Origin of the sequence: Amorphus orientalis, assembly GCF_030814015.1 — a bacterium.
GTDB classification, from domain to species: domain Bacteria; phylum Pseudomonadota; class Alphaproteobacteria; order Rhizobiales; family Amorphaceae; genus Amorphus; species Amorphus orientalis.
Window position 1 is genome coordinate 16,092 of the sequence record NZ_JAUSUL010000002.1, and the last position, 18,063, is coordinate 34,154.

Annotated in this window: 17 protein-coding genes; 9 read left to right on the forward strand and 8 right to left on the reverse strand. The window is 66.8% G+C overall.

Going from position 1 to position 18,063, the window contains the following annotated elements; translation table 11 throughout:
• Nucleotides 1-46 precede the first annotated feature (46 nt).
• The 7 genes from J2S73_RS07915 (at nt 47) to J2S73_RS07945 (ending at nt 10,164) form a co-directional block, all read left to right on the forward strand.
• Nucleotides 47-1,288: a bifunctional alpha/beta hydrolase/OsmC family protein gene (locus tag J2S73_RS07915; protein WP_306884974.1), complete on the forward strand. Its 1,242-nt coding sequence runs from the start codon at nt 47-49 to the stop codon at nt 1,286-1,288.
• A 259-nt stretch (nt 1,289-1,547) separates the two neighbouring features.
• Nucleotides 1,548-3,074: a Do family serine endopeptidase gene (locus tag J2S73_RS07920; protein WP_306884975.1), complete on the forward strand. Its 1,527-nt coding sequence runs from the start codon at nt 1,548-1,550 to the stop codon at nt 3,072-3,074.
• Nucleotides 3,075-3,310: 236 nt separating this feature from the next.
• The gene (locus J2S73_RS07925) at nt 3,311-3,991 is read left to right on the forward strand and encodes a response regulator transcription factor (RefSeq protein ID WP_306884976.1); all 681 of its coding nucleotides are present in this window, start codon (nt 3,311-3,313) and stop codon (nt 3,989-3,991) included.
• The gene (locus J2S73_RS07930) at nt 3,966-5,393 is read left to right on the forward strand and encodes a sensor histidine kinase (RefSeq protein ID WP_306884977.1); all 1,428 of its coding nucleotides are present in this window, start codon (nt 3,966-3,968) and stop codon (nt 5,391-5,393) included. Before J2S73_RS07925 ends, J2S73_RS07930 begins: the two co-directional genes overlap by 26 nt.
• Nucleotides 5,390-8,332: a bifunctional [glutamine synthetase] adenylyltransferase/[glutamine synthetase]-adenylyl-L-tyrosine phosphorylase gene (locus J2S73_RS07935; protein WP_306884978.1), complete on the forward strand. Its 2,943-nt coding sequence runs from the start codon at nt 5,390-5,392 to the stop codon at nt 8,330-8,332. The genes J2S73_RS07930 and J2S73_RS07935 overlap by 4 nt, the downstream gene beginning before the upstream one ends.
• A 50-nt stretch (nt 8,333-8,382) precedes the next feature.
• Entirely contained in the window at nt 8,383-9,231 is an 849-nt protein-coding gene (locus tag J2S73_RS07940; RefSeq protein ID WP_306884979.1) for a fumarylacetoacetate hydrolase family protein, read from the forward strand.
• Nucleotides 9,232-9,402: 171 nt separating this feature from the next.
• A complete protein-coding gene (locus J2S73_RS07945; RefSeq protein ID WP_306884980.1) occupies nt 9,403-10,164 on the forward strand; it encodes an EF-hand domain-containing protein in 762 nt (253 codons plus the stop codon).
• A 114-nt stretch (nt 10,165-10,278) separates the two neighbouring features.
• Here the strand turns inward: J2S73_RS07945 and J2S73_RS07950 are convergent, their stop codons facing one another.
• From J2S73_RS07950 to J2S73_RS07960, 3 genes are all read right to left on the reverse strand, one after another.
• The gene (locus J2S73_RS07950; protein WP_306884981.1) at nt 10,279-10,827 is read right to left on the reverse strand and encodes an invasion associated locus B family protein; all 549 of its coding nucleotides are present in this window, start codon (nt 10,825-10,827) and stop codon (nt 10,279-10,281) included.
• A 12-nt stretch (nt 10,828-10,839) separates the two neighbouring features.
• The gene (phbB, locus tag J2S73_RS07955; RefSeq protein ID WP_306884982.1) at nt 10,840-11,568 is read right to left on the reverse strand and encodes an acetoacetyl-CoA reductase; all 729 of its coding nucleotides are present in this window, start codon (nt 11,566-11,568) and stop codon (nt 10,840-10,842) included.
• A gap of 428 nt (nt 11,569-11,996) precedes the next feature.
• Nucleotides 11,997-12,464 (reverse strand): Lrp/AsnC family transcriptional regulator, encoded by a 468-nt coding sequence (locus J2S73_RS07960; protein ID WP_306884983.1) that lies wholly within the window; start codon nt 12,462-12,464, stop codon nt 11,997-11,999.
• Nucleotides 12,465-12,661: 197 nt separating this feature from the next.
• On the opposite strand from J2S73_RS07960, the gene J2S73_RS07965 reads away from it, so the two are divergent.
• The gene (locus J2S73_RS07965) at nt 12,662-13,639 is read left to right on the forward strand and encodes a nucleoside recognition domain-containing protein (protein WP_306884984.1); all 978 of its coding nucleotides are present in this window, start codon (nt 12,662-12,664) and stop codon (nt 13,637-13,639) included.
• A 95-nt stretch (nt 13,640-13,734) separates the two neighbouring features.
• On the opposite strand, the gene J2S73_RS07970 is transcribed toward J2S73_RS07965, so the two are convergent.
• The gene (locus J2S73_RS07970) at nt 13,735-14,916 is read right to left on the reverse strand and encodes an acetyl-CoA C-acetyltransferase (protein WP_306884985.1); all 1,182 of its coding nucleotides are present in this window, start codon (nt 14,914-14,916) and stop codon (nt 13,735-13,737) included.
• A 306-nt stretch (nt 14,917-15,222) separates the two neighbouring features.
• Here J2S73_RS07970 and phaR point away from each other — a divergent pair, with 306 nt between their 5' ends.
• A complete protein-coding gene (gene phaR / locus J2S73_RS07975) occupies nt 15,223-15,864 on the forward strand; it encodes a polyhydroxyalkanoate synthesis repressor PhaR (protein ID WP_306884986.1) in 642 nt (213 codons plus the stop codon).
• 47 nt (nt 15,865-15,911) lie between these two features.
• On the opposite strand, the gene J2S73_RS07980 is transcribed toward phaR, so the two are convergent.
• The 4 genes from J2S73_RS07980 to mtgA all read right to left on the reverse strand — a co-directional run bounded on the left by J2S73_RS07980 (nt 15,912) and on the right by mtgA (nt 17,857).
• A complete protein-coding gene (locus J2S73_RS07980; protein WP_306884987.1) occupies nt 15,912-16,151 on the reverse strand; it encodes an HP1242/YdcH family protein in 240 nt (79 codons plus the stop codon).
• Nucleotides 16,152-16,350: 199 nt separating this feature from the next.
• Entirely contained in the window at nt 16,351-16,770 is a 420-nt protein-coding gene (locus J2S73_RS07985) for a hypothetical protein (protein WP_306884988.1), read from the reverse strand.
• 94 nt (nt 16,771-16,864) lie between these two features.
• Nucleotides 16,865-17,047: a 50S ribosomal protein L32 gene (gene rpmF / locus J2S73_RS07990; RefSeq protein ID WP_306884989.1), complete on the reverse strand. Its 183-nt coding sequence runs from the start codon at nt 17,045-17,047 to the stop codon at nt 16,865-16,867.
• A 141-nt stretch (nt 17,048-17,188) separates the two neighbouring features.
• Complete coding sequence (mtgA, locus tag J2S73_RS07995; protein ID WP_306884990.1) at nt 17,189-17,857, reverse strand: monofunctional biosynthetic peptidoglycan transglycosylase; 669 nt, start codon at nt 17,855-17,857, stop codon at nt 17,189-17,191.
• Nucleotides 17,858-18,063: the final 206 nt, after the last annotated feature.

Below are 18,063 nucleotides of genomic sequence, written 5' to 3' on the forward strand. Positions count from 1 at the left end.
CGATGCGGCCGGACCCGGATTGCCGCCAGGTGGGGGAGGAAGCCGCATGGCAAACGGTGAGAAGCTGGAGTTTCCGGGGAGCTTCGGTGCGAAGCTGGCGGCGCGGCTGGACCGGCCGACCGGCCGTCCGCGCGCCTATGCTCTGTTCGCCCACTGCTTCACCTGTTCCAAGGACATCGCCGCCTCCCGTGCGATCGCCGGCGCGCTCGCCGACGAGGGGATTGCCGTCGTCCGCTTCGATTTCACCGGTCTCGGGTCGTCCGAGGGCGAGTTCGCGTCGACGAATTTCTCGTCCAACGTGGCCGACCTGATCACCGCGGCAGACTACATGCGGGAGCATCTGGAGGCGCCGCAGCTTCTCGTCGGACATTCCCTCGGCGGTGCCGCCGTGCTCGCGGCGGCTGCCGACATTCCGGAGGTGACTGCCGTCGCCACGATCGGCGCGCCCTCCGACGCCGGACACGTGGTCAACAACTTTGCCGCCGACCTTGACCGGATCGAGACGGACGGCTCGGCGAACGTGACGCTGGCCGGCCGGTCCTTCACGATCCGCAAGCAGTTTCTCGACGACCTCGAAGGCCATGCGCTGCTCGACCGGGTCGCCGGGATGCGTCGGCCGCTCCTGATCCTGCAGGCCCCGCTCGACCAGACCGTTGGCATCGAGAACGCCAGTGCGATCTTTGCCGCCGCGCGCCATCCCAAGAGCTTCGTCTCCCTCGACGATGCCGACCATCTCCTGTCGAAGCCGGCCGATGCCGCCTATGCGGCCCGGGTTATCGCCGCCTGGGCGTCGCGCTACATTGCAGCCGATGCCGAGGCGGCGAGCCATGATGCCGAGGCCGGCGCCGTGGTCGTCGAGGAGACCGGAGAAGGCAAGTTCCAGAACCGGGTCCGGGTCGGGACGCACCGGCTGCTCGCCGACGAGCCGACCGACGTGGGCGGCACCGATACGGGACCGTCGCCCTACGACTATCTGTCGATTGCCCTGGGTGCCTGCACCACGATGACACTGCGTATCTATGCCGAGCACAAGGGGCTTGCGGTCGACCGGTTCTCGGTGGCGGTCTCCCACGGCAAGGTCCATGCCGAGGACTGCGAAGGATGCGCCAAGGAGATCGCCGACAAGGGCGGCAAGATCGACCGGTTCGAGCGCCGGATCCGGATCGAGGGGGACGTGGACGACGCGACCCGGGCCCGTCTCATCGAGATCGCCGACAAGTGCCCGGTCCACCGCACGCTGACGCACGGTTCGGCCGTGGTCACCGTCGAGGAGCCGCAGAACTCCTGATGTCCGCCCGGCCGCCCGGGCCGGGATCCGACATGTGCGCATCAGGCTCGCGAAGACGCTCCAAGCCTTTGTTTTGACACGTTTCCAGGCGGACGCCGGCTTTTACTGCACCTGGACGCCGCATTCGCGCGCAACCTTACCAAATCGTCATTTCCGGGACAGCGGGCCGTAAGGCGCGATCCGTCACAAGGGGAGGTGAGCGAGACCGCATGTCAGACGGTCCGCAAGCACCTGTCACCTCGTCACGGAGAGTCTTTGTATGACGATGGATCACAACACGGCAGAGAACAGCCACCAGTTCCGCCGCTTCGCGAAGCGCCGCAAGCAGATCGCTGTCGGCACCCTGGCCCTCGGGGTCGCCGGCATCCTGGCCGCCGACATGATTGTCGCGCCGCCCACGCCTGCGCGTGCGGAGAACCTTTCGGCCAATATTACCGAACAGCGGGCCCCCGGCTTCGCCGACATCGTCGAGCGGGTCAGCCCGGCGGTCGTCTCAATCCGCGTGAAGACCGAGGCGCGGCCGAGCCTCTCGGGCTTCCAGGGCATGCCGGAAGGCAGCCCCTTCGAGCACTTCTTCAAGCAGTTCGAGGACCAGTTCGGCGGTGGTGGCGGCATGCCCCAGGACCGGCGCTCCAACCGCGGCTTCTCGATGGGCCAGGGCTCCGGCTTCATCGTGTCGGCTGACGGTTACGTGGTCACCAACAACCACGTCGTCGACAGCGCCAACGAAGTGACCGTCGTCATGAATGACGGCGAGACCTACGACGCGACCGTCATCGGCACCGACGACAAGACCGACCTGGCCCTGGTCAAGATCACCGGCGACCACTCGTTCCCGTTCGTCACCTTCACCGGCGGCGACGTGCGCGTCGGCGACTGGGTCGTTGCGGTCGGCAACCCGTTCGGTCTCGGCGGCAGCGTGACGGCGGGCATCGTGTCGGCCCGCGGCCGCGAGATCGGCGCCGGTCCGTACGACGACTTCATCCAGATCGACGCGCCCATCAACAAGGGCAACTCCGGCGGTCCGACCTTCAACCTGGCCGGCGAGGTTGTCGGCGTGAACACGGCGATCTACTCGCCGTCGGGCGGTTCGGTCGGCATCGGGTTCGCCATTCCGGCCGCGATCGCCGTGCAGGTGATCGAGGACCTGAAGGACGACGGCACCGTCACGCGCGGCTGGCTCGGCGTCCAGATCCAGCCGATCACGCCGGATATCGCCGATTCGCTCGGGCTCGAAGAGCTGGACGGTGCCCTGGTGGCGCAGCCCCAGGACGACAGCCCGGCCGCCAAGGCGGGCATCGAGGCCGGAGACGCCATCCTGGCGGTGGACGGAGAGACCGTGGAGAACCCGCGCGATCTCGCCCGCACCATTGCCGGCAAGTCGCCGGGCTCCACCGTCGCGCTGACGGTCTGGCGCAACGGCGCCGAGGAAGAGGTCCAGGTGGAGCTGGGGACGCTGTCCGCCGGCAGCCAGGCCAACGCCTCCTCGGATCTGGCTCCGGGAACGGACCTGTCGCTCGGCATGCGGCTGGCTCCGGCCCAGGATCTCGGGCTCGAGGAGCAGGGCGTGGCGGTCGTGGAGATCGATCCGGAGAGCCAGGCGGCCGAGAAGGGCCTGAAGGTCGGCGACGTCATCCTGAATGCCGGTGGCGTGGACGTGTCCTCGCCGGCCGACATCCAGAAGAGCGTCGAAGTCGCCGAAGGTGAGGGCCGCAAGGCCGTCCTTCTGCGGGTCCGGTCTGGCGAGCAGATCCGCTTCGTCGCGCTTCCCGTCGCCAAGGGCTGACGCTTCAACCACTTGAGCACGTCGTTTCCGGCCGGGCTGACGCAGTCCGGCCGGGGCATGCTCCACGAAACGGTGTCGGTGTCGGCTCCCGTCGCCCCCGCCGACCTGACACCGCGGGCGACAGGCTGCACAGCGCAGCCTGTCGCTCAAAATCTTTCGGGGACGGTCCCTCTCCATATACGCCAGCGATACGCCAGTCTGTTGCGGGGCATCGGGGCGCGGTGTAACAGACCTTCATGCGCATCCTTTTGATCGAAGACGACAGCGATGCGGCGGGGTTCCTCGCGCGCGGCCTCAAAGAGGCGGGTCATGTGGTCGACCTCGCCCGCGACGGTGATTCCGGCGCGGAACTCGCCCACGTCAACGAGTACGACGTGCTGGTGATCGACCGGATGCTGCCGGGCCGGGACGGACTGTCCATCGTCGAGGAGCGTCGGACCGCGAACGATCCCACCCCGATCCTCATCCTCTCCGCGCTCGGACAGGTCGACGACCGGGTCAAGGGATTGCGCTCGGGCGGAGACGACTATCTCGCCAAGCCGTACGCCTTTTCCGAACTGCTCGCCCGCGTCGAGGCGCTCGCGCGGCGGCCCAAGCCGGCCCAGGCGGAAACCCTCTACCGGGTGGGCGATCTGGAACTGGACCGGCTGTCCCACACGGTGTCGCGGGCCGGCCAGCCGATTCCGCTGCAGCCGCGCGAATTCCGGCTTCTGGAATATCTGATGCGGCACGCCGGCCAGGTCGTGACCCGTACGATGCTCCTCGAAAATGTCTGGGACTACCATTTCGACCCCCAGACCAACGTGATCGACGTTCACGTGTCGCGCCTCAGGGCGAAGATCGACAAGGAGTTCGACCGTCAGCTCCTCCACACGGTTCGGGGCGCGGGCTATGTCATTCGTGACGACGCTCGGTAAGCTGTTCCGCACCACCGCGGTCAAGCTGACGCTCGTCTATCTGGCGGTGTTCACGGCGCTTCTGGTCGGGCTGATCCTCTACATCTCCACCACCGCCGGCGATCTTCTCGACCGCCAGCTCCGCGAGACCATTGACGCCGAGATCCGCGGCCTGTCCGAACAGTACCGGTCGAGCGGGCTGCGCGGGCTGGTGAACGCCGTCGAGCGCCGCTCGGTCGCGCCGGGTGCGAGCCTCTACCTGATCACCGATTTCGCGGGAAACCGGATCGCCGGGAACATCGACAGCCTGGAACAATCGTCGCTGTCGACGCCTGACGGCGAAGCCCGGCCGGTGCAGTACACACGCCTGGTCGGGCCGGACGAGGAGGCGAGCAAGCCGCGCCGGGCCCTGGTGCGCGTGTTCGTCCTGCCCGGAGGCTTCCGGCTTCTGGTCGGCCGCGACATGGAGGAGCGCTTCGAGTTCCGGGCGATCATCCTGCAGGCCTCGCAATGGGCGCTGCTGGCGGCGATCGTGTTGGGGCTGGTCAGCTTTCTCGCCGTGTCTCGCCGCGTCCTCAAGCGCATCGACGCCATCTCCGAGGCGAGCAACCTGATCGTCGCGGGCGATCTGGAAAGCCGCCTGCCGATGGTCGGCACCGGCGACGAGTTCGACCGCCTGTCGGGCAGCCTCAACGCCATGCTTGACCGGATCGAACAGCTTCACGACGGGCTCAGCCGGGTCTCCGACAACATCGCCCACGACCTCAAGACGCCACTCACCCGGCTGAGGATGCAGGCGGAGGTGGCGCTCAGCCAGGCCGACTCCGAGGAAGCCCTGCGCGAAGCCCTGCAGGCGACCATGGAAGAGTCCCAGGGCCTTATCCGGACCTTCGACGCGCTCCTGATGATCGCCCGCGCCGAGGCGGGCTCGGCCCGCGTGACCAAGGTGTCGGTGGATCTCGCCCAGGTCGCCCTCGATGTCGCCGAGCTCTACGAGCCGGTCGCGGAGGAGGCCGGTGTCGAACTCACCGTCGACGTGCCGGACGATGCCATCGTGCAGGCAAATCGCGAGCTCGTCGGCCAGGCGATCGCCAACCTTATCGACAACGCCATCAAGCACGGCGGCAATGAGCGCGAGAGCGCGCGGGTCTCGGTGACGCTGACACCGGATCCGGCACGGGTCGCGGTAACGGTGACCGACAACGGCCCCGGAATTCCGGCGGAAGACCGGGACAGGGTCACCGGCCGGTTCGTCCGCCTGGAGGCGAGCCGGACCACGCCGGGGTCGGGACTCGGGTTGAGCCTGGTGGAAGCCATTGCCAATGTGCACAAGGGAAGACTGGAGCTCGGCGATGCCGGACCCGGCCTGAAGGCGACCCTCGTCTTTCCGCGATTGGGGACCCAGCTGCCGAGCGAGCGATGACATCGGACAAGAACGACGAGACGGCTCCACTGCATTCCCGGCTTGCCGTCAAAATTCCGGCGGATCCGGACAGGGCCGACGCCGTCACCAGCGAGATCGACAAGGCCGCAGCAGAAGAGGGGGCGGGTCTTGCCGGCCTCATCGAGGCGTCGCCGGAGCTCCGTCCGTTTCTGGTCGGCGTCTTCTCCAACAGTCCCTTCCTGAAGGATCTCGGCCTACGCGATCCCGCGCGGCTCGCCCGTCTTCTCGGCGAGGCGCCCGAGCGGTCCCTGGAGGCCCTCATCGAGCGTCTTGCCCAGCCTGCCGCCGACGAAGCGAGCCTGATGACGGACCTCAGAAAGGCGAAACAGGAGGCCGCGCTGCTCATCGCGCTGGCCGATCTCGGCGGCGTCTGGCAGCTGGAGACCGTCACCGATTCCCTTGCCACCTTCGCCGATGCGGCGCTGTCCGCCGCGGTCTGCTTCCTGCTCAAGGAGCAGCACGACCGCGGCAAGCTGAAACTCGCCGATCCCGACCGGCCCGAGCACGATTCCGGCTACATCGTTCTGGGCATGGGCAAGTACGGCGCCCACGAACTGAACTATTCCAGCGACATCGACCTGATCGTCTTCTTCGATCCCGATCGCGCGCCGCTCGCCGACCCCGATGACGCGGCGCAGCTCTTCGTCCGGCTGACGCGCCGGCTGGTCCATATTCTCCAGGAACGCACCGGCGACGGCTATGTCTTCCGCACGGATCTGAGGCTGCGGCCCGATCCGGGGGCGACCGCCGTGGCGCTCTCGGTGCCCGCGGCGCTGCACTACTACGAATCCCTGGGCCAGAACTGGGAGCGGGCCGCCCTCATCAAGGCGCGGCCGGCGGCCGGAGACATCCCGGCCGGTGAGGCGCTCCTCAAAGACATCTCCCCCTTCGTCTGGCGGCGCTCCTTCGACTACGCGACCATTGCCGACGTGCATTCCATCAAGCGACAGATCCATGCGGCCAAGGGCCATGGACGGATTGCGGTGGCCGGTCACAACATCAAGCTCGGGCGCGGCGGCATTCGCGAGATCGAGTTCTTCGTTCAGACCCAGCAGCTGATCGCGGGTGGCCGAAATCCGGAATTGCGGGGGTTGCAGACCCTGAAGATGCTGGCCGAACTGCACCGGGCCCACTGGATCGACGAAGCGACCCGGGAGGAACTCGACGAGGCCTACAAGTTCCTGCGCTTCGTCGAGCACCGGCTGCAGATGATCCACGACGAGCAGACACACACGCTGCCCTCCGGCGACGAGGGGCTCGCGCCGGTGGCGCGGCTCGCCGGCTTCGCCGCCCTGGAGGAGTTCAAGAGCGGGCTGCGCCAGCGTCTGGAACGGGTGCAGGGCCATTATGCCCAGCTCTTCGAGAACGAGCCGACGCTGTCGGGCACGCTCGGCAATCTGGTCTTCACCGGCGACGACGACGATCCCGAGACCCTCGATACGCTCTCCCGGCTCGGCTATCAGCGGCCGCAGGAGGTCACCCGGGCGATCCGTGCCTGGCATTTCGGCCGCTATCCGGCGACCCGCTCCTCGCGCAGCCGCGAGCTCCTGACCGAACTCGTGCCGATGATCCTCGACGCGCTGGCCCACACCGAGAACGCCGACGTAGCGTTCAACGCCTTCGACCGGTTCGTCAGCCACCTGCCGGCCGGCGTCCAGATCTTCTCTCTGCTCAAGTCGAATCCGAGCCTGCTGGGGCTACTGGCGACCATCATGGGTGCCGCGCCGAAGCTCGCCCAGACCCTGACCCGCCGTCCGCGTGTCCTCGATGCCGTGCTCGATCCCACCTTCTTCGGCGCGCTGCCGGGTGCGGACGAGACCCACGCCCTCCTGGAACGGTCGCTGGCCGAAGCCCGCACCTACGAGGACGCCCTCGACCTGGCGCGGATCTTCGGCCAGGAGCAGGTCTTCCTCGTGTCCGTCCGGGTACTGACCGGCACCATGTCGCCGTCCGACGCAGGCAACGCCTATGCCCGGATCGCCGACGTCCTGGTGGACGAGCTGTTCAAGCGCGCGGCCGATGCGTTCGCGGAAACCCACGGCCAAGTGCCGGGCGGACGGGTCGCGGTTCTGGCGCTCGGCAAGCTCGGCGGCGGGGAGATGACGGCCGCCTCCGATCTCGATCTCATCCTGCTCTACGATCACGATCCGGACGCCGACAGTTCCGACGGCCGCAAGCCGCTGGCCCCCAGCCAGTACTACACGAGGCTGACCCAGCGGCTGGTCTCGGCGCTATCGGCGCCGACCGCGGAGGGGACCCTCTACGAGGTGGATTTCCGGCTCCGGCCCTCCGGCAATGCCGGACCGCTGGCGACGCGGCTGTCGTCGTTCGAAGCCTATCAGGCGAAGGATGCCTGGACCTGGGAGCACATGGCGCTGACCCGGGCGCGGGCGATCGGAGGCGATCCGGACCTTCAGGACAGGGTCGGGCGCATCATCGGCGACGTTCTGTCCCGGGAGCGCGATCGCGAGAGCCTGCGCACCGACGTTCTGGAAATGCGCCGGCGTCTGGAGAAGGAAAAGGGCACCAAGGACATCTGGGATCTCAAGCAGGTCGCGGGCGGCCTGGTCGACCTGGAGTTCATCGCCCAGTTCGTGCAGCTCTCGCACGCCCACGTCCATCCCGAAGTCCTGTCGGCCAACACGGAGACGGTGTTGCGCGAGGCCTCCACCTGCGGGCTGCTCGACCGGACCGCCGCGGAGACCCTGCTGCCGGCGGCCCGTCTCTATCAGGCCCTGACCCAGATCCTGCGGCTCGCCGTCGACGGGGCGTTCAACCCGGAGGCGGCGCCCAAGGGCGTGCGCGATCTTCTGGCGAGAGCCGGCGATGCGCCGGATTTCAGCCGGCTCGAGGCGGAGCTGACCGATATGCAGGCCGCCGTCCGCGCGACCTTCGAGCGCGTGATCGGAGAGGTGTAGAGCGTTCCAGGGTTCTGCCGGACCCCTTTGACCCGAAAGGACAACTGCCCGTGAAACTTGCAAGCTACGCCGCCCCGACCGGGACCTCCTACGGGCTCGTCGACGGGGAACAGATCGTCGATCTGAAGATGCGGATCGGCTCTTCCTATCCGGACCTGAAATCCCTGATCGAGATGGATGCGATCCAGGCGGCGGAGAAATTCCACACCGGGGTGACCGCCGACTACCATCGGGATGAGGTCACCTTCCTGCCGACGATCCCCGATCCGGCGCGCATCTACTGCATCGGTCTCAACTATCATGCCCACCGGGAGGAGGGCGGCCGGCCGGAGGTCAAGGACCCGACCGTCTTCATGCGCATCGCGGACTCCCAGGTCGGCCACCGTCAGCCGTTGGTGAAGCCGCTCGAAAGCGATAACCTCGACTATGAGGGCGAGATCGCGGTGATCATCGGCAAGCCGGGCCGGCGCATCCCGGAAACCTCGGCCTGGCGGCATGTGGCGGGCTATGCCTGCTACAACGACGGCTCGGTGCGCGACTGGCAGCGCGGCTCCTCCCAGTTCACGGCCGGCAAGAACTTCGTCCGGACCGGCGGTTTCGGACCCTGGATGGTGACCGCCGACGAAATCCCGCCCGGCACGAACCTCACCCTCACGACCACGCTCAACGGCGCGGAAATGCAGCGGGGCGTGTCCGACGATCTCATCTTCCCGATCCCGAAGCTGATCGCCTTCCTGTCGACCTTCGCGCCTCTGCGCTCGGGCGACGTGATCGTGACCGGCACGCCGTCCGGCGTCGGCGCCTACCGGGATCCCAAGGTTTTCCTCAAGCCGGGCGACATCTGCGAGATCACTGTCGACAAGGTCGGGACGCTCTCCAACACGGTGATCGAGGGCTGAGACCCGTCACATCCGGCCGCATTACGAGGATTTAATCTGCGCGGAGCTGCCGGACCGTAGGCCACCTCCCTTGGGCGCGTTTGAAGCAGTGAACCGGTCACAAGGCCGGCACCACGGACCGGCATCGTGCCTCATCGGCACGCTGGCCGGAAACGAAGCTGAGGAGTTCCCATGGCTTATAGCAGATTTTCCCAGGTCGCGCTTGCGGCCGTTCTTGCCTTTACCGCGGTTCCCGCAACCGTCGCTTTCGCCCAGGACCAGGACACGCCGGCCGCCGAAGCGACAACTCCGATGGGTCCGGGCGGGCGCCGCGGCCCCGGTCCGCGCGGCGAGCGCGGCTCCTTCATGATCGAGCGCTTCGACAGCGACGGCGACGGAAGCCTGACGATCGAGGAGTTCTCCGCGATCGGCGAACGTCCGGTGACCCGCTTCGATGCGGACGGTGACGGGGTCATCACCGCCGAGGAAATCGACGACGCGCTTCTGGCCCGGATGGTCCAGCGCCGTCGCGAACGGATCATCGAGCGGTACGATCTCGACGGCAACGGCACCGTGGAGGTGGCCGAGATCGAGCGATTGCGCGAAAAGCGGTTCGAGTTCATGGACCGCAACGACGACGGCAAGGTGGACGCCCGGGAGATGCGCCTCGCCCGGGAAGCCATGGGCGGCCCCGGGCGCCATGGCGGGAAGGGGCACTACGCCGGCAAGGGCTACGGCCGTCACGGCAAGGGCGACGGCAGCGGCCCCCACGGCTCGGGCTGGCACCATGGCGGTCACCATGGCTGGCAGGACCGCGACGGGGACGGACGCGGCTGGCATCACGGGCGCGGCGACGGTCCCGGCTGGCGTCATGGTGACAACGACGGACGGGGGCCGAGCTGGCGCCACGGCATGGTCTCGCCGCAGTCCTCCGACACCGACGACGGCGAGTAGGCCGTCCGAGAACGCTTGATCAGGTTCCGTCCGGTCCGATTGGGTCGGGCGGGATCTACCTGTCGGCAGCTGGCCTGTCGGCAGCTGGCCTGGCGGCAGGGTCCGGAATGTCGCTCAGTCGATGACGCCGGTGGTCGGGAACCCGCACTGCTCGGCCATCTTGCCGTAGGCGGCCGTGAAGCCGCTGAGGGACGCGGTGTAGATCGGTCCCGTGGGGCCGGTCACTGCCATCGTCGATGCCTTGCGCATGGTCTGCAGCACCGGCAGCCAGTCGTCCATCGGCAACTGTGTCGTGGCGATGGCGTAGCCGTCGGGATCGAGCCCGCCGTTCACCGAGCCCGAGAACGTCTCGCCGGTATCGAAGGTGAAGGTCACGGGATCGCCGTCCTGAAGCACGGTCGGCTGGTGGCGCAGGGCATGTTCGGTGAGCGTGACCTGAGGATAGAGGTCGGGCGGCAGAACGTCCCCGTTGGAGAGTTCGGTGCCGACGACCGGATTGCCGTCGCTTCCGGTCCAGATATGGCAGGTGACACGGACGTCCTCGCCCGTGTCCACGGTGTCGACCGCGATGGTCCAGTCCTTGTAGGTGGTCCAGGTTTCTTCGGCGGCCGCGGGAGCGGCAAGCGTCCCCGCGGCCAGGATCAGAACGGCAATCCGACGCATCGCGGCGAAGCCCTAGCCGTTGGCGATGTACTGGCCGCCGTTGGCGGTGAGCACCGATCCGGTCATGAAGGCGGCTGCGTCGGAGGCGAGGAAGGCAACGACGGCTGCGATCTCCTCGGCCTTGCCGAGACGACCGACCGGGATCTGCGCGATAATGCCTTCCAGCACCTTCTCCGGCACGGCTGCGACCATGTCGGTGTCGATGTAGCCGGGGCAGATCGCGTTCACGGTGATGCCTTTGCGCGCGTTCTCCTGGGCGATCGCCTTGGTGAAACCGATCACGCCGGCCTTGGCGGCGGAGTAGTTCGCCTGGCCCATCTGGCCCTTCTGGCCGTTGATGGAGGAGATGTTGATGATGCGCCCGAACCCGCGCTCGCGCATGCCGTTGATCACCGGCCGCGTCATGCAGAACATCGACGACAGATTGGTGTCGACGACTTCCTTCCACTGCTCCCACGTCATCTTGTGGAGCGTCGCGTCGCGGGTGATGCCGGCATTGTTCACCAGCACCTCGACCGGACCGAGCTTCTTTTCGATCTCGGCGATGCCGGCTTCGGCAGCTTCATGGTCGCCCACGTCGAACTTGAAAACCTCGATGCCGGTTTCGGCCTTGAACGCCTCCGCCTTCTCGACGTTTCCGGCAAAGTTGGCGGCGACCGTGTAGCCCGCCTCCTTGAGCCCTTTGGATATGGCGGCTCCGATACCCCGGGTTCCACCGGTGACGAGCGCAACCTTACTCATTCTGCCTCCCTCCGTTTCTTGAGCGTTCGGTCATGGGCCGGATGGTGCTGCTGCGAGCCGTGGCCGGCACGCGGAAGACCTAACCCGAATCCATGACGTTTCGATGCCGATTTTGCAGGCGATTGTGCCTTAACTTCATGATCCCGCACCGCTTTTGCGGCATGCCGGATCATGAATTCGGCCGCAGCCACCTGCCGGTTTCGACACCTGTCCTCCCCTGTGCGCCTCCGGTTTGAGCAGGTCTCGGGCGGCGCCGCGAGGGCAACGTCCACACAAGCCGATCAGCCGACGGTCGAATGGACCGTAACGGATCAGGCTCCGGCGTAAAGCCGTCAGTGGCCGAAAACGATGCGACGCTCGGTGGAAAAAGCGCGAGAAGCGCGTGCTGCATTGCGGGATCGGGGCGGTCCCAGGGGCTTCGCGTTCTGTCAGCCGGGTGTCGCTTCCAGCGGGATCGCGGTTTCTTCCTTGGCGGTGCGAATGACCACCAGAGTGAAGAAGCGGGCGACGTTGGTGCGCTCGCGGAACAGGCGCTCGCAAAGCCCGTCGAATTCGTCCATGTCGCGCAGCCTCATCACCAGGACTGCATCGACGGAGCCGGTGACCGCATAGGCTTGGGTCACGGCGGCTTCGCCGGCGGCCCGGTCGAGGAACTGCCGCATCTGCTGCTCGCCGTGCTCCTTGAGTTCGACGGTGACGATCGCCTTCAGGGACCGGCCGGCCCTGGCCGGATTGAGGATCGCGACGATGCGGTCGATGACGCCGGAAGCCCGTAGCCGCCGAATGCGTCGCAGGCAGCTCGACGGCGACAGCCCCACCTCGTCCGCCAGCCGTGCATTGGTCCGGCTTGCGTCGCGCTGCATCAGGGTCAGGAGCTTCCTGTCGATCCGGTCCATGCTCTGGTTCCTCGTGGGTGGCCGTCCGGCGTGCGATGGGGCAGGGCGGTCGTCCGGTGACTCTCGGCTGCCGCGCCCCGTCGAGCGCAGCGTCGACGCCATGATTTGCAATATTATTGCATGATGATGCTCATTTTGACCGAAACTGCGAATTCTGTCGGGGTAGGGAAGGTGCGTTGAAACCGGAAAGACGTGCCATGCCGACGCTCGACTACTGCGTTCGCCGAACCGCCGACATGCTGCGGGTGTACTGGATGCTGGTCCGTATCATCGTGCCGATGACGATCGCGACCCATCTGCTGTCGGAGTTCGGCGTGATCGACAGGATCGCGCCCGCCCTGAGCCCGCTCATGGGGCTCTACGGGCTGTCGCCGGAGTATGCCTTCGGGGTCCTGACGGGTGCCCTGGTGGGGATCTGGGGCGGGCTGGCGGTCCTGTTCACGCTTGTGCCGGCCGGGTCCATCAGCGTGGCCGACATGACGATCTTCTCCAGCATGCTCCTGTTCGTGCACGCCCTGCCGGTGGAGCAGCAGATCGTCGCCCGGGCCGGTCCGTCTTTCTGGGTGACGACGGTCCTGCGTGTCGCCGGTGGGCTGGTCTACGCGGCGCTCCTTCATGGGATTTTCGCGACTACCGGCTGGCTCTCCGAACCGATCGATCCGGCCTGGATACCGGTCGAGGACACGGCCGGCTGGGGCGGATTCCTGACCGATCTTGGCTACGGCATGCTGATCCTGCTGGCGATCCTGCTCGCCCTGTCCTGGGGCATGGAGATCCTGCGCATGGTGGGGGCGATGGAGCTGATCAAGCGCGCGCTCGCGCCCATGCTTCGCCTGGCCGGGCTCTCCGCGGAGGCGACCCACTTCACCGCCGTCGGCCTCGTGCTCGGGCTCGCGTTCGGCGGCGGGCTGCTGATTGCCGAGGCGCGGGCCGGACACGTACCCCCGCGCCAGGTCTTCCTCGCCTGCGTGTTCATGGGGTTCGCCCACGGCCTGATCGAGGACACGCTGGTGGTCATTGCCGTCGGCGCGGATGTCTGGGGCGTGCTGGTCGGGCGGGTGGTGTTTGCCGTCGCGGCGTCGGCGCTGGTCGCCTTGGTGCTCGCGGGTGTCTCCGACCGGGTGTTCGCGCGCTGGCTCTATCGCCGGCGGGAGGGCACGACGGCAACGGTGTGACGGACCTTGCCGATTGGACAACGAGTGGCCAAGAAAAAAGGCCGCGCCGGATGCCGGCACGGCCTTCAGAATCCAGTCGGTCAGGCGAAGGCGCGTCAGCCGCGCTCGACGCACATGGCGACGCCCATGCCGCCGCCGATGCACAGCGTGGCGAGGCCCTTCTTGGCGCCGCGGCGCTTCATCTCGTGCAGGAGCGTGACCAGGACGCGGTTGCCGGAGGCGCCGATCGGGTGACCGATCGCGATGGCGCCGCCGTTCACGTTCACGATCGACGTGTCCCAGCCCATGTCCTTGTTCACCGCACAGGCCTGGGCGGCGAAGGCCTCGTTCGCCTCGACCAGGTCGAGGTCCTCCGGCTTCCAGCCGGCCTTTTCCAGCGCCTTGCGCGAGGCCGGGATCGGGCCGGTGCCCATGATCGACGGATCCACGCCGGCGGTCGCCCAGGAGACGATCCGGGCAAGCGGTTCGATGCCGCGCTTCTCCGCGTTGGCGGCCGACATCAGCACCACGGCGGAGCCGCCGTCATTGATGCCGGACGCATTGCCGGCGGTGACCGAGCCGTCCTTGGCGAAGGCCGGACGCAGCTTGGCGACGCTGTCGAGGGTGGCGCCGTGACGGATGTACTCGTCGTCCTCGACGACCTTCTCGCCCTTGCGCTCCTTGACCGTCACCGGGACGATCTCGTCCTTGAACTTGCCGGCCTTCTGGGCGGCCTCGGCCTTGTTCTGGGAGGCGACCGCGAACTCGTCCTGCATGTCGCGGGTGATCTGCCACTGATTGGCGACGTTTTCCGCCGTGCCGCCCATGTGGTAGCCATTGAACACGTCCCACAGGCCGTCCCTGATCATCGTGTCGATGAAGGACATGTCGCCCATCTTGTGGCCGGCGCGCAGGTGAGCGGCATGGGGCGACAGGGTCATGTTCTCCTGGCCGCCGGCAACGATGATATCGGCGTCGCCGGTGGCGATCTGCTGCATGCCGATGCAGACCGTGCGCAGGCCCGAACCGCAGACCTGGTTCAGCGTCCAGGCGGTCTTCTCTTTCGGGATGCCGGCGCCCATCGCGGCCTGACGGGCGGGGTTCATGCCCTGGGCCGCGGTCAGGACCTGGCCCATGATGACCTCGTCGACGTCGTCGGCAGAGACGCCGGCGCGCTCCAGGGCACCTGCGATCGCCACCTTGCCGAGGTCGGCGGCGGGCGTCGTGGCGAACGATCCGTTGAAGGCGCCGACCGGCGTGCGGGCCGCGCTGGCGATGACGATCTGGTCTTGGCTCATCGGAGACCTCCGAGGGTTTGGAATAGGCGTGGATACGTGGTCTTGGCGCAGCCTGTGGCTCGCTCAGGGCCTTTTGGGGTCGACCATCTATGTGGGGGCCGTCGCCCAGTCGTTGAAGCGGCGTCCCATGGTGTCCGAACCGTTGTGATAGAGCCCGCCCGCCGGCCGGGTGTCAATGTCGGCGAGGGCTCGACGCCACGGTTCCATGCCGCAACGCCAAATCCAGTGTGGCGTTGCGGGAAACGAACCCCTATCGTAGCGCGAAATTCGTCCCGGACGCGGGCAATAGGGAGGTCGACGCGAACCATGGCGAAGACAGACGAGCCCACCGTCATCAAGAAGTATGCGAACCGGCGGCTCTACAACACCGGTACCAGCACTTATGTGACGTTGGAGGACCTGGCCGAGATGGTGAAGGCTGAAGACGATTTTGTCGTCTTCGATGCCAAATCCGGCGACGACATCACCCGGTCGGTGCTCACCCAGATCATCTTCGAGCAGGAGAACAAGGGGCAGAACCTGCTGCCGATCGCGTTTCTGCGCCAGCTGATCCGGTTCTACGGCGATTCCATGCAGACGCTGGTGCCGCCCTATCTCGAATATTCGCTGGAATCGTTCGTGCGCGATCAGGAGAAGATGCGCCAGCAGATGGCCAGCACGTTCGGGGTCAGCCCGTTCGACACGCTGGATGAGCACGTCCGGCGCAACACGCAGATGTTCGAGCAGGCGATGCGGATGTTCATGCCGTTCGGACCCGGCGGCGAGCCGCAGGAGCGACCTGCGGAGGCCGGCGAGGAGAAGCCTGCTGCGGCCGGTTCAGGCTCCGGCGATCTTGACGACATGAAGCGTCAGCTCGCGGAAATGCAGCGCCAGCTGAATACGCTGGCGACCGGCAGCGGGGGCCCGAAAGGCGCGGCCAAGAAGGGCGGTGGCTCGTCCGGGGCGTAAAAGCGCGGGTGGTCCGGCTTCTGACCGGGCCACCGAAGTTTCCGCTCTTACTTCGCGGTCAGAATCCCGTAGATCTCGTCCTTCAGCGCCAGGCGCTTCTTGCGCATGTCTTCCATGTGCGCGTCGCTGGTCGGCTCCACGTCGGTCTCGGCCCGGTGAATCGCGCGGTTGACCTCGTGATACTCGTCGAAGAGCTTCGCGAAGTGTGCGTCCTCGCCCTTCAGCCGATGCATGGTATCGACGTGCTCGGGAAACTCCTCCGCCAACTCGTGCGGTGTATTCGACATGGACCAACGGGCTCCGTTCGTAGGGGTGATTTTGATGGAGTGGGGGCATCCGATCGGGGCAGGTGACCCATCGAGTGCTCGGTCGGGAGATAACGGATGGCAAAGCGCTCGCGCATTGCGAAATCGCAATCGCTCGGTCGCAGCCGACACACCTTGTCCGCATCCGGATGTACGTACGATCCAAGCGACCCCGAAGGGATCAGCCGTCGCTGCTTTCCACCGACACGTCCCGGCGCGCGGCGCCGAGCGAGATCGTAAATCCGGCCATCACGTCGACGATGGCCAGTACGGTGAGAAGGAAGAAGGTGGAGGTCGCCGCCGCCCCGACCGCGAGGAATTCGACCACATAGACCACCATCACCACGGTCGAGACCAGGTGGTCCAGGACCGAGCGCTTGTGAACGCGGGTGGCCTTGATGATCTCCGCACCGAGAAGGCAGACCGCGACGACCTCGATCAGGTCGGCCAGGTCCGGCGTCCACGGATGTCCGGAGACCAGGGTCAGCGAGAACAGCTCGCTGCCCCAGATCGGGGAGGTGGCACTGCCGCCCGCGAACACGAACGCGATCACATTGTAGAGGATCAGCGGGACGATGGTCAGCGGGACGGCGGAAATCATGCGAGCCTCGGATGCCAGATCCACACGGCGCGCCGGCCGCGATCAGGCGACCGGCTTGCGGGCACGCGGGCTACGGCCCGGCGCAGTGGCGGGCTTACTCGCCCTTCGGCTCGAGAACCTGGCGGCCGCGATACATGCCCGTCTTCAGGTCGATGTGGTGCGACCGGCGCAGCTCGCCGGACTCCTTGTCCTCGATGTAGCTCGGCTGCTTCAGCGCGTCGGCCGAACGGCGAAAGCCCCGCTTCATGCGCGTCGTTTTGCGCTTCGGAACCGCCATCGTCTTCTCCTTGTCGGACCATGATGCCCCACGGCCCTGAACTTCAGTTCAGGGGGAGCAAACGTCCATGAATATCTGGATGTCGAGCGCGTCTATATACAGTCTGTCGGGCGACTTGCAAAGACGGATTGCCCGGAAAATTCACGAGCGGATCGGGGCGTCCAGACAGTCGAACACCCAACCCGATCGCTCCACCTCCCGTTGCACCCCGGCTGCGATGCGTTGCACCCCCGGCGACGGACGTGCAGCGTTGCGCCCGTCCGGATCGGGCAGGGTGGCAGCGAGAAGGGCGCCCTGGCGCGGGCCGATATCTGCCGCCGGACGGCCGAAATAGTGCTGTGCCGCGGCTTCGGCGCCGAAAACGCCCGGCGACCACTCTGCCACGTTGAGGTAGATTTCCAGCACACGGTCCTTGGACAGGACGAGATCCAGCCACAACGCGAGCGGAATCTCGACGGCCTTCCGGACATAGGAGCGCCCGGGCCAAAGGAAGAGATTCTTGGCGGTCTGCATGCTGATCGTGCTCGCGCCGCGGGTTTCCTCGCCTGCCAGGAAGCGCTCCAGCACGGACGACATCTGCACCCAGTCCACGCCCCAGTGCATGCAGAACCGGGCATCTTCCGAGACCACGACGGCCCGGACGAGGTGCGGGGAGATCTCGTCCAGGGCCACCCAGTCCCGTGTCACGGACTGGCCCGTGACCCATCTGCCGAGCATGAGTGTCGATACGGGATTGAGGACCGAATAGGCGACGGTCAGTACGAGCGGGATTGCGACGAGGATGGCCGCAATCCTGGCGAGCCGGCGCAACAGTCTGGATCCTGGGTGCGAAGTCTGACGCTCGGCCAACGGTAACTTTCCGATTCGGACTTTGCGGTCCGGCGTGCGACGGCGCCGTGCCGGCCGCCGGCGACGGTTTGGCCGGAACGGGACATCGCGTCAACTCCGCTGATTCGCGGGCCGCCGTGCTTGACCTGAGCGTGAGAGGGTCGCACACGAGGCGGATCATCAATCTG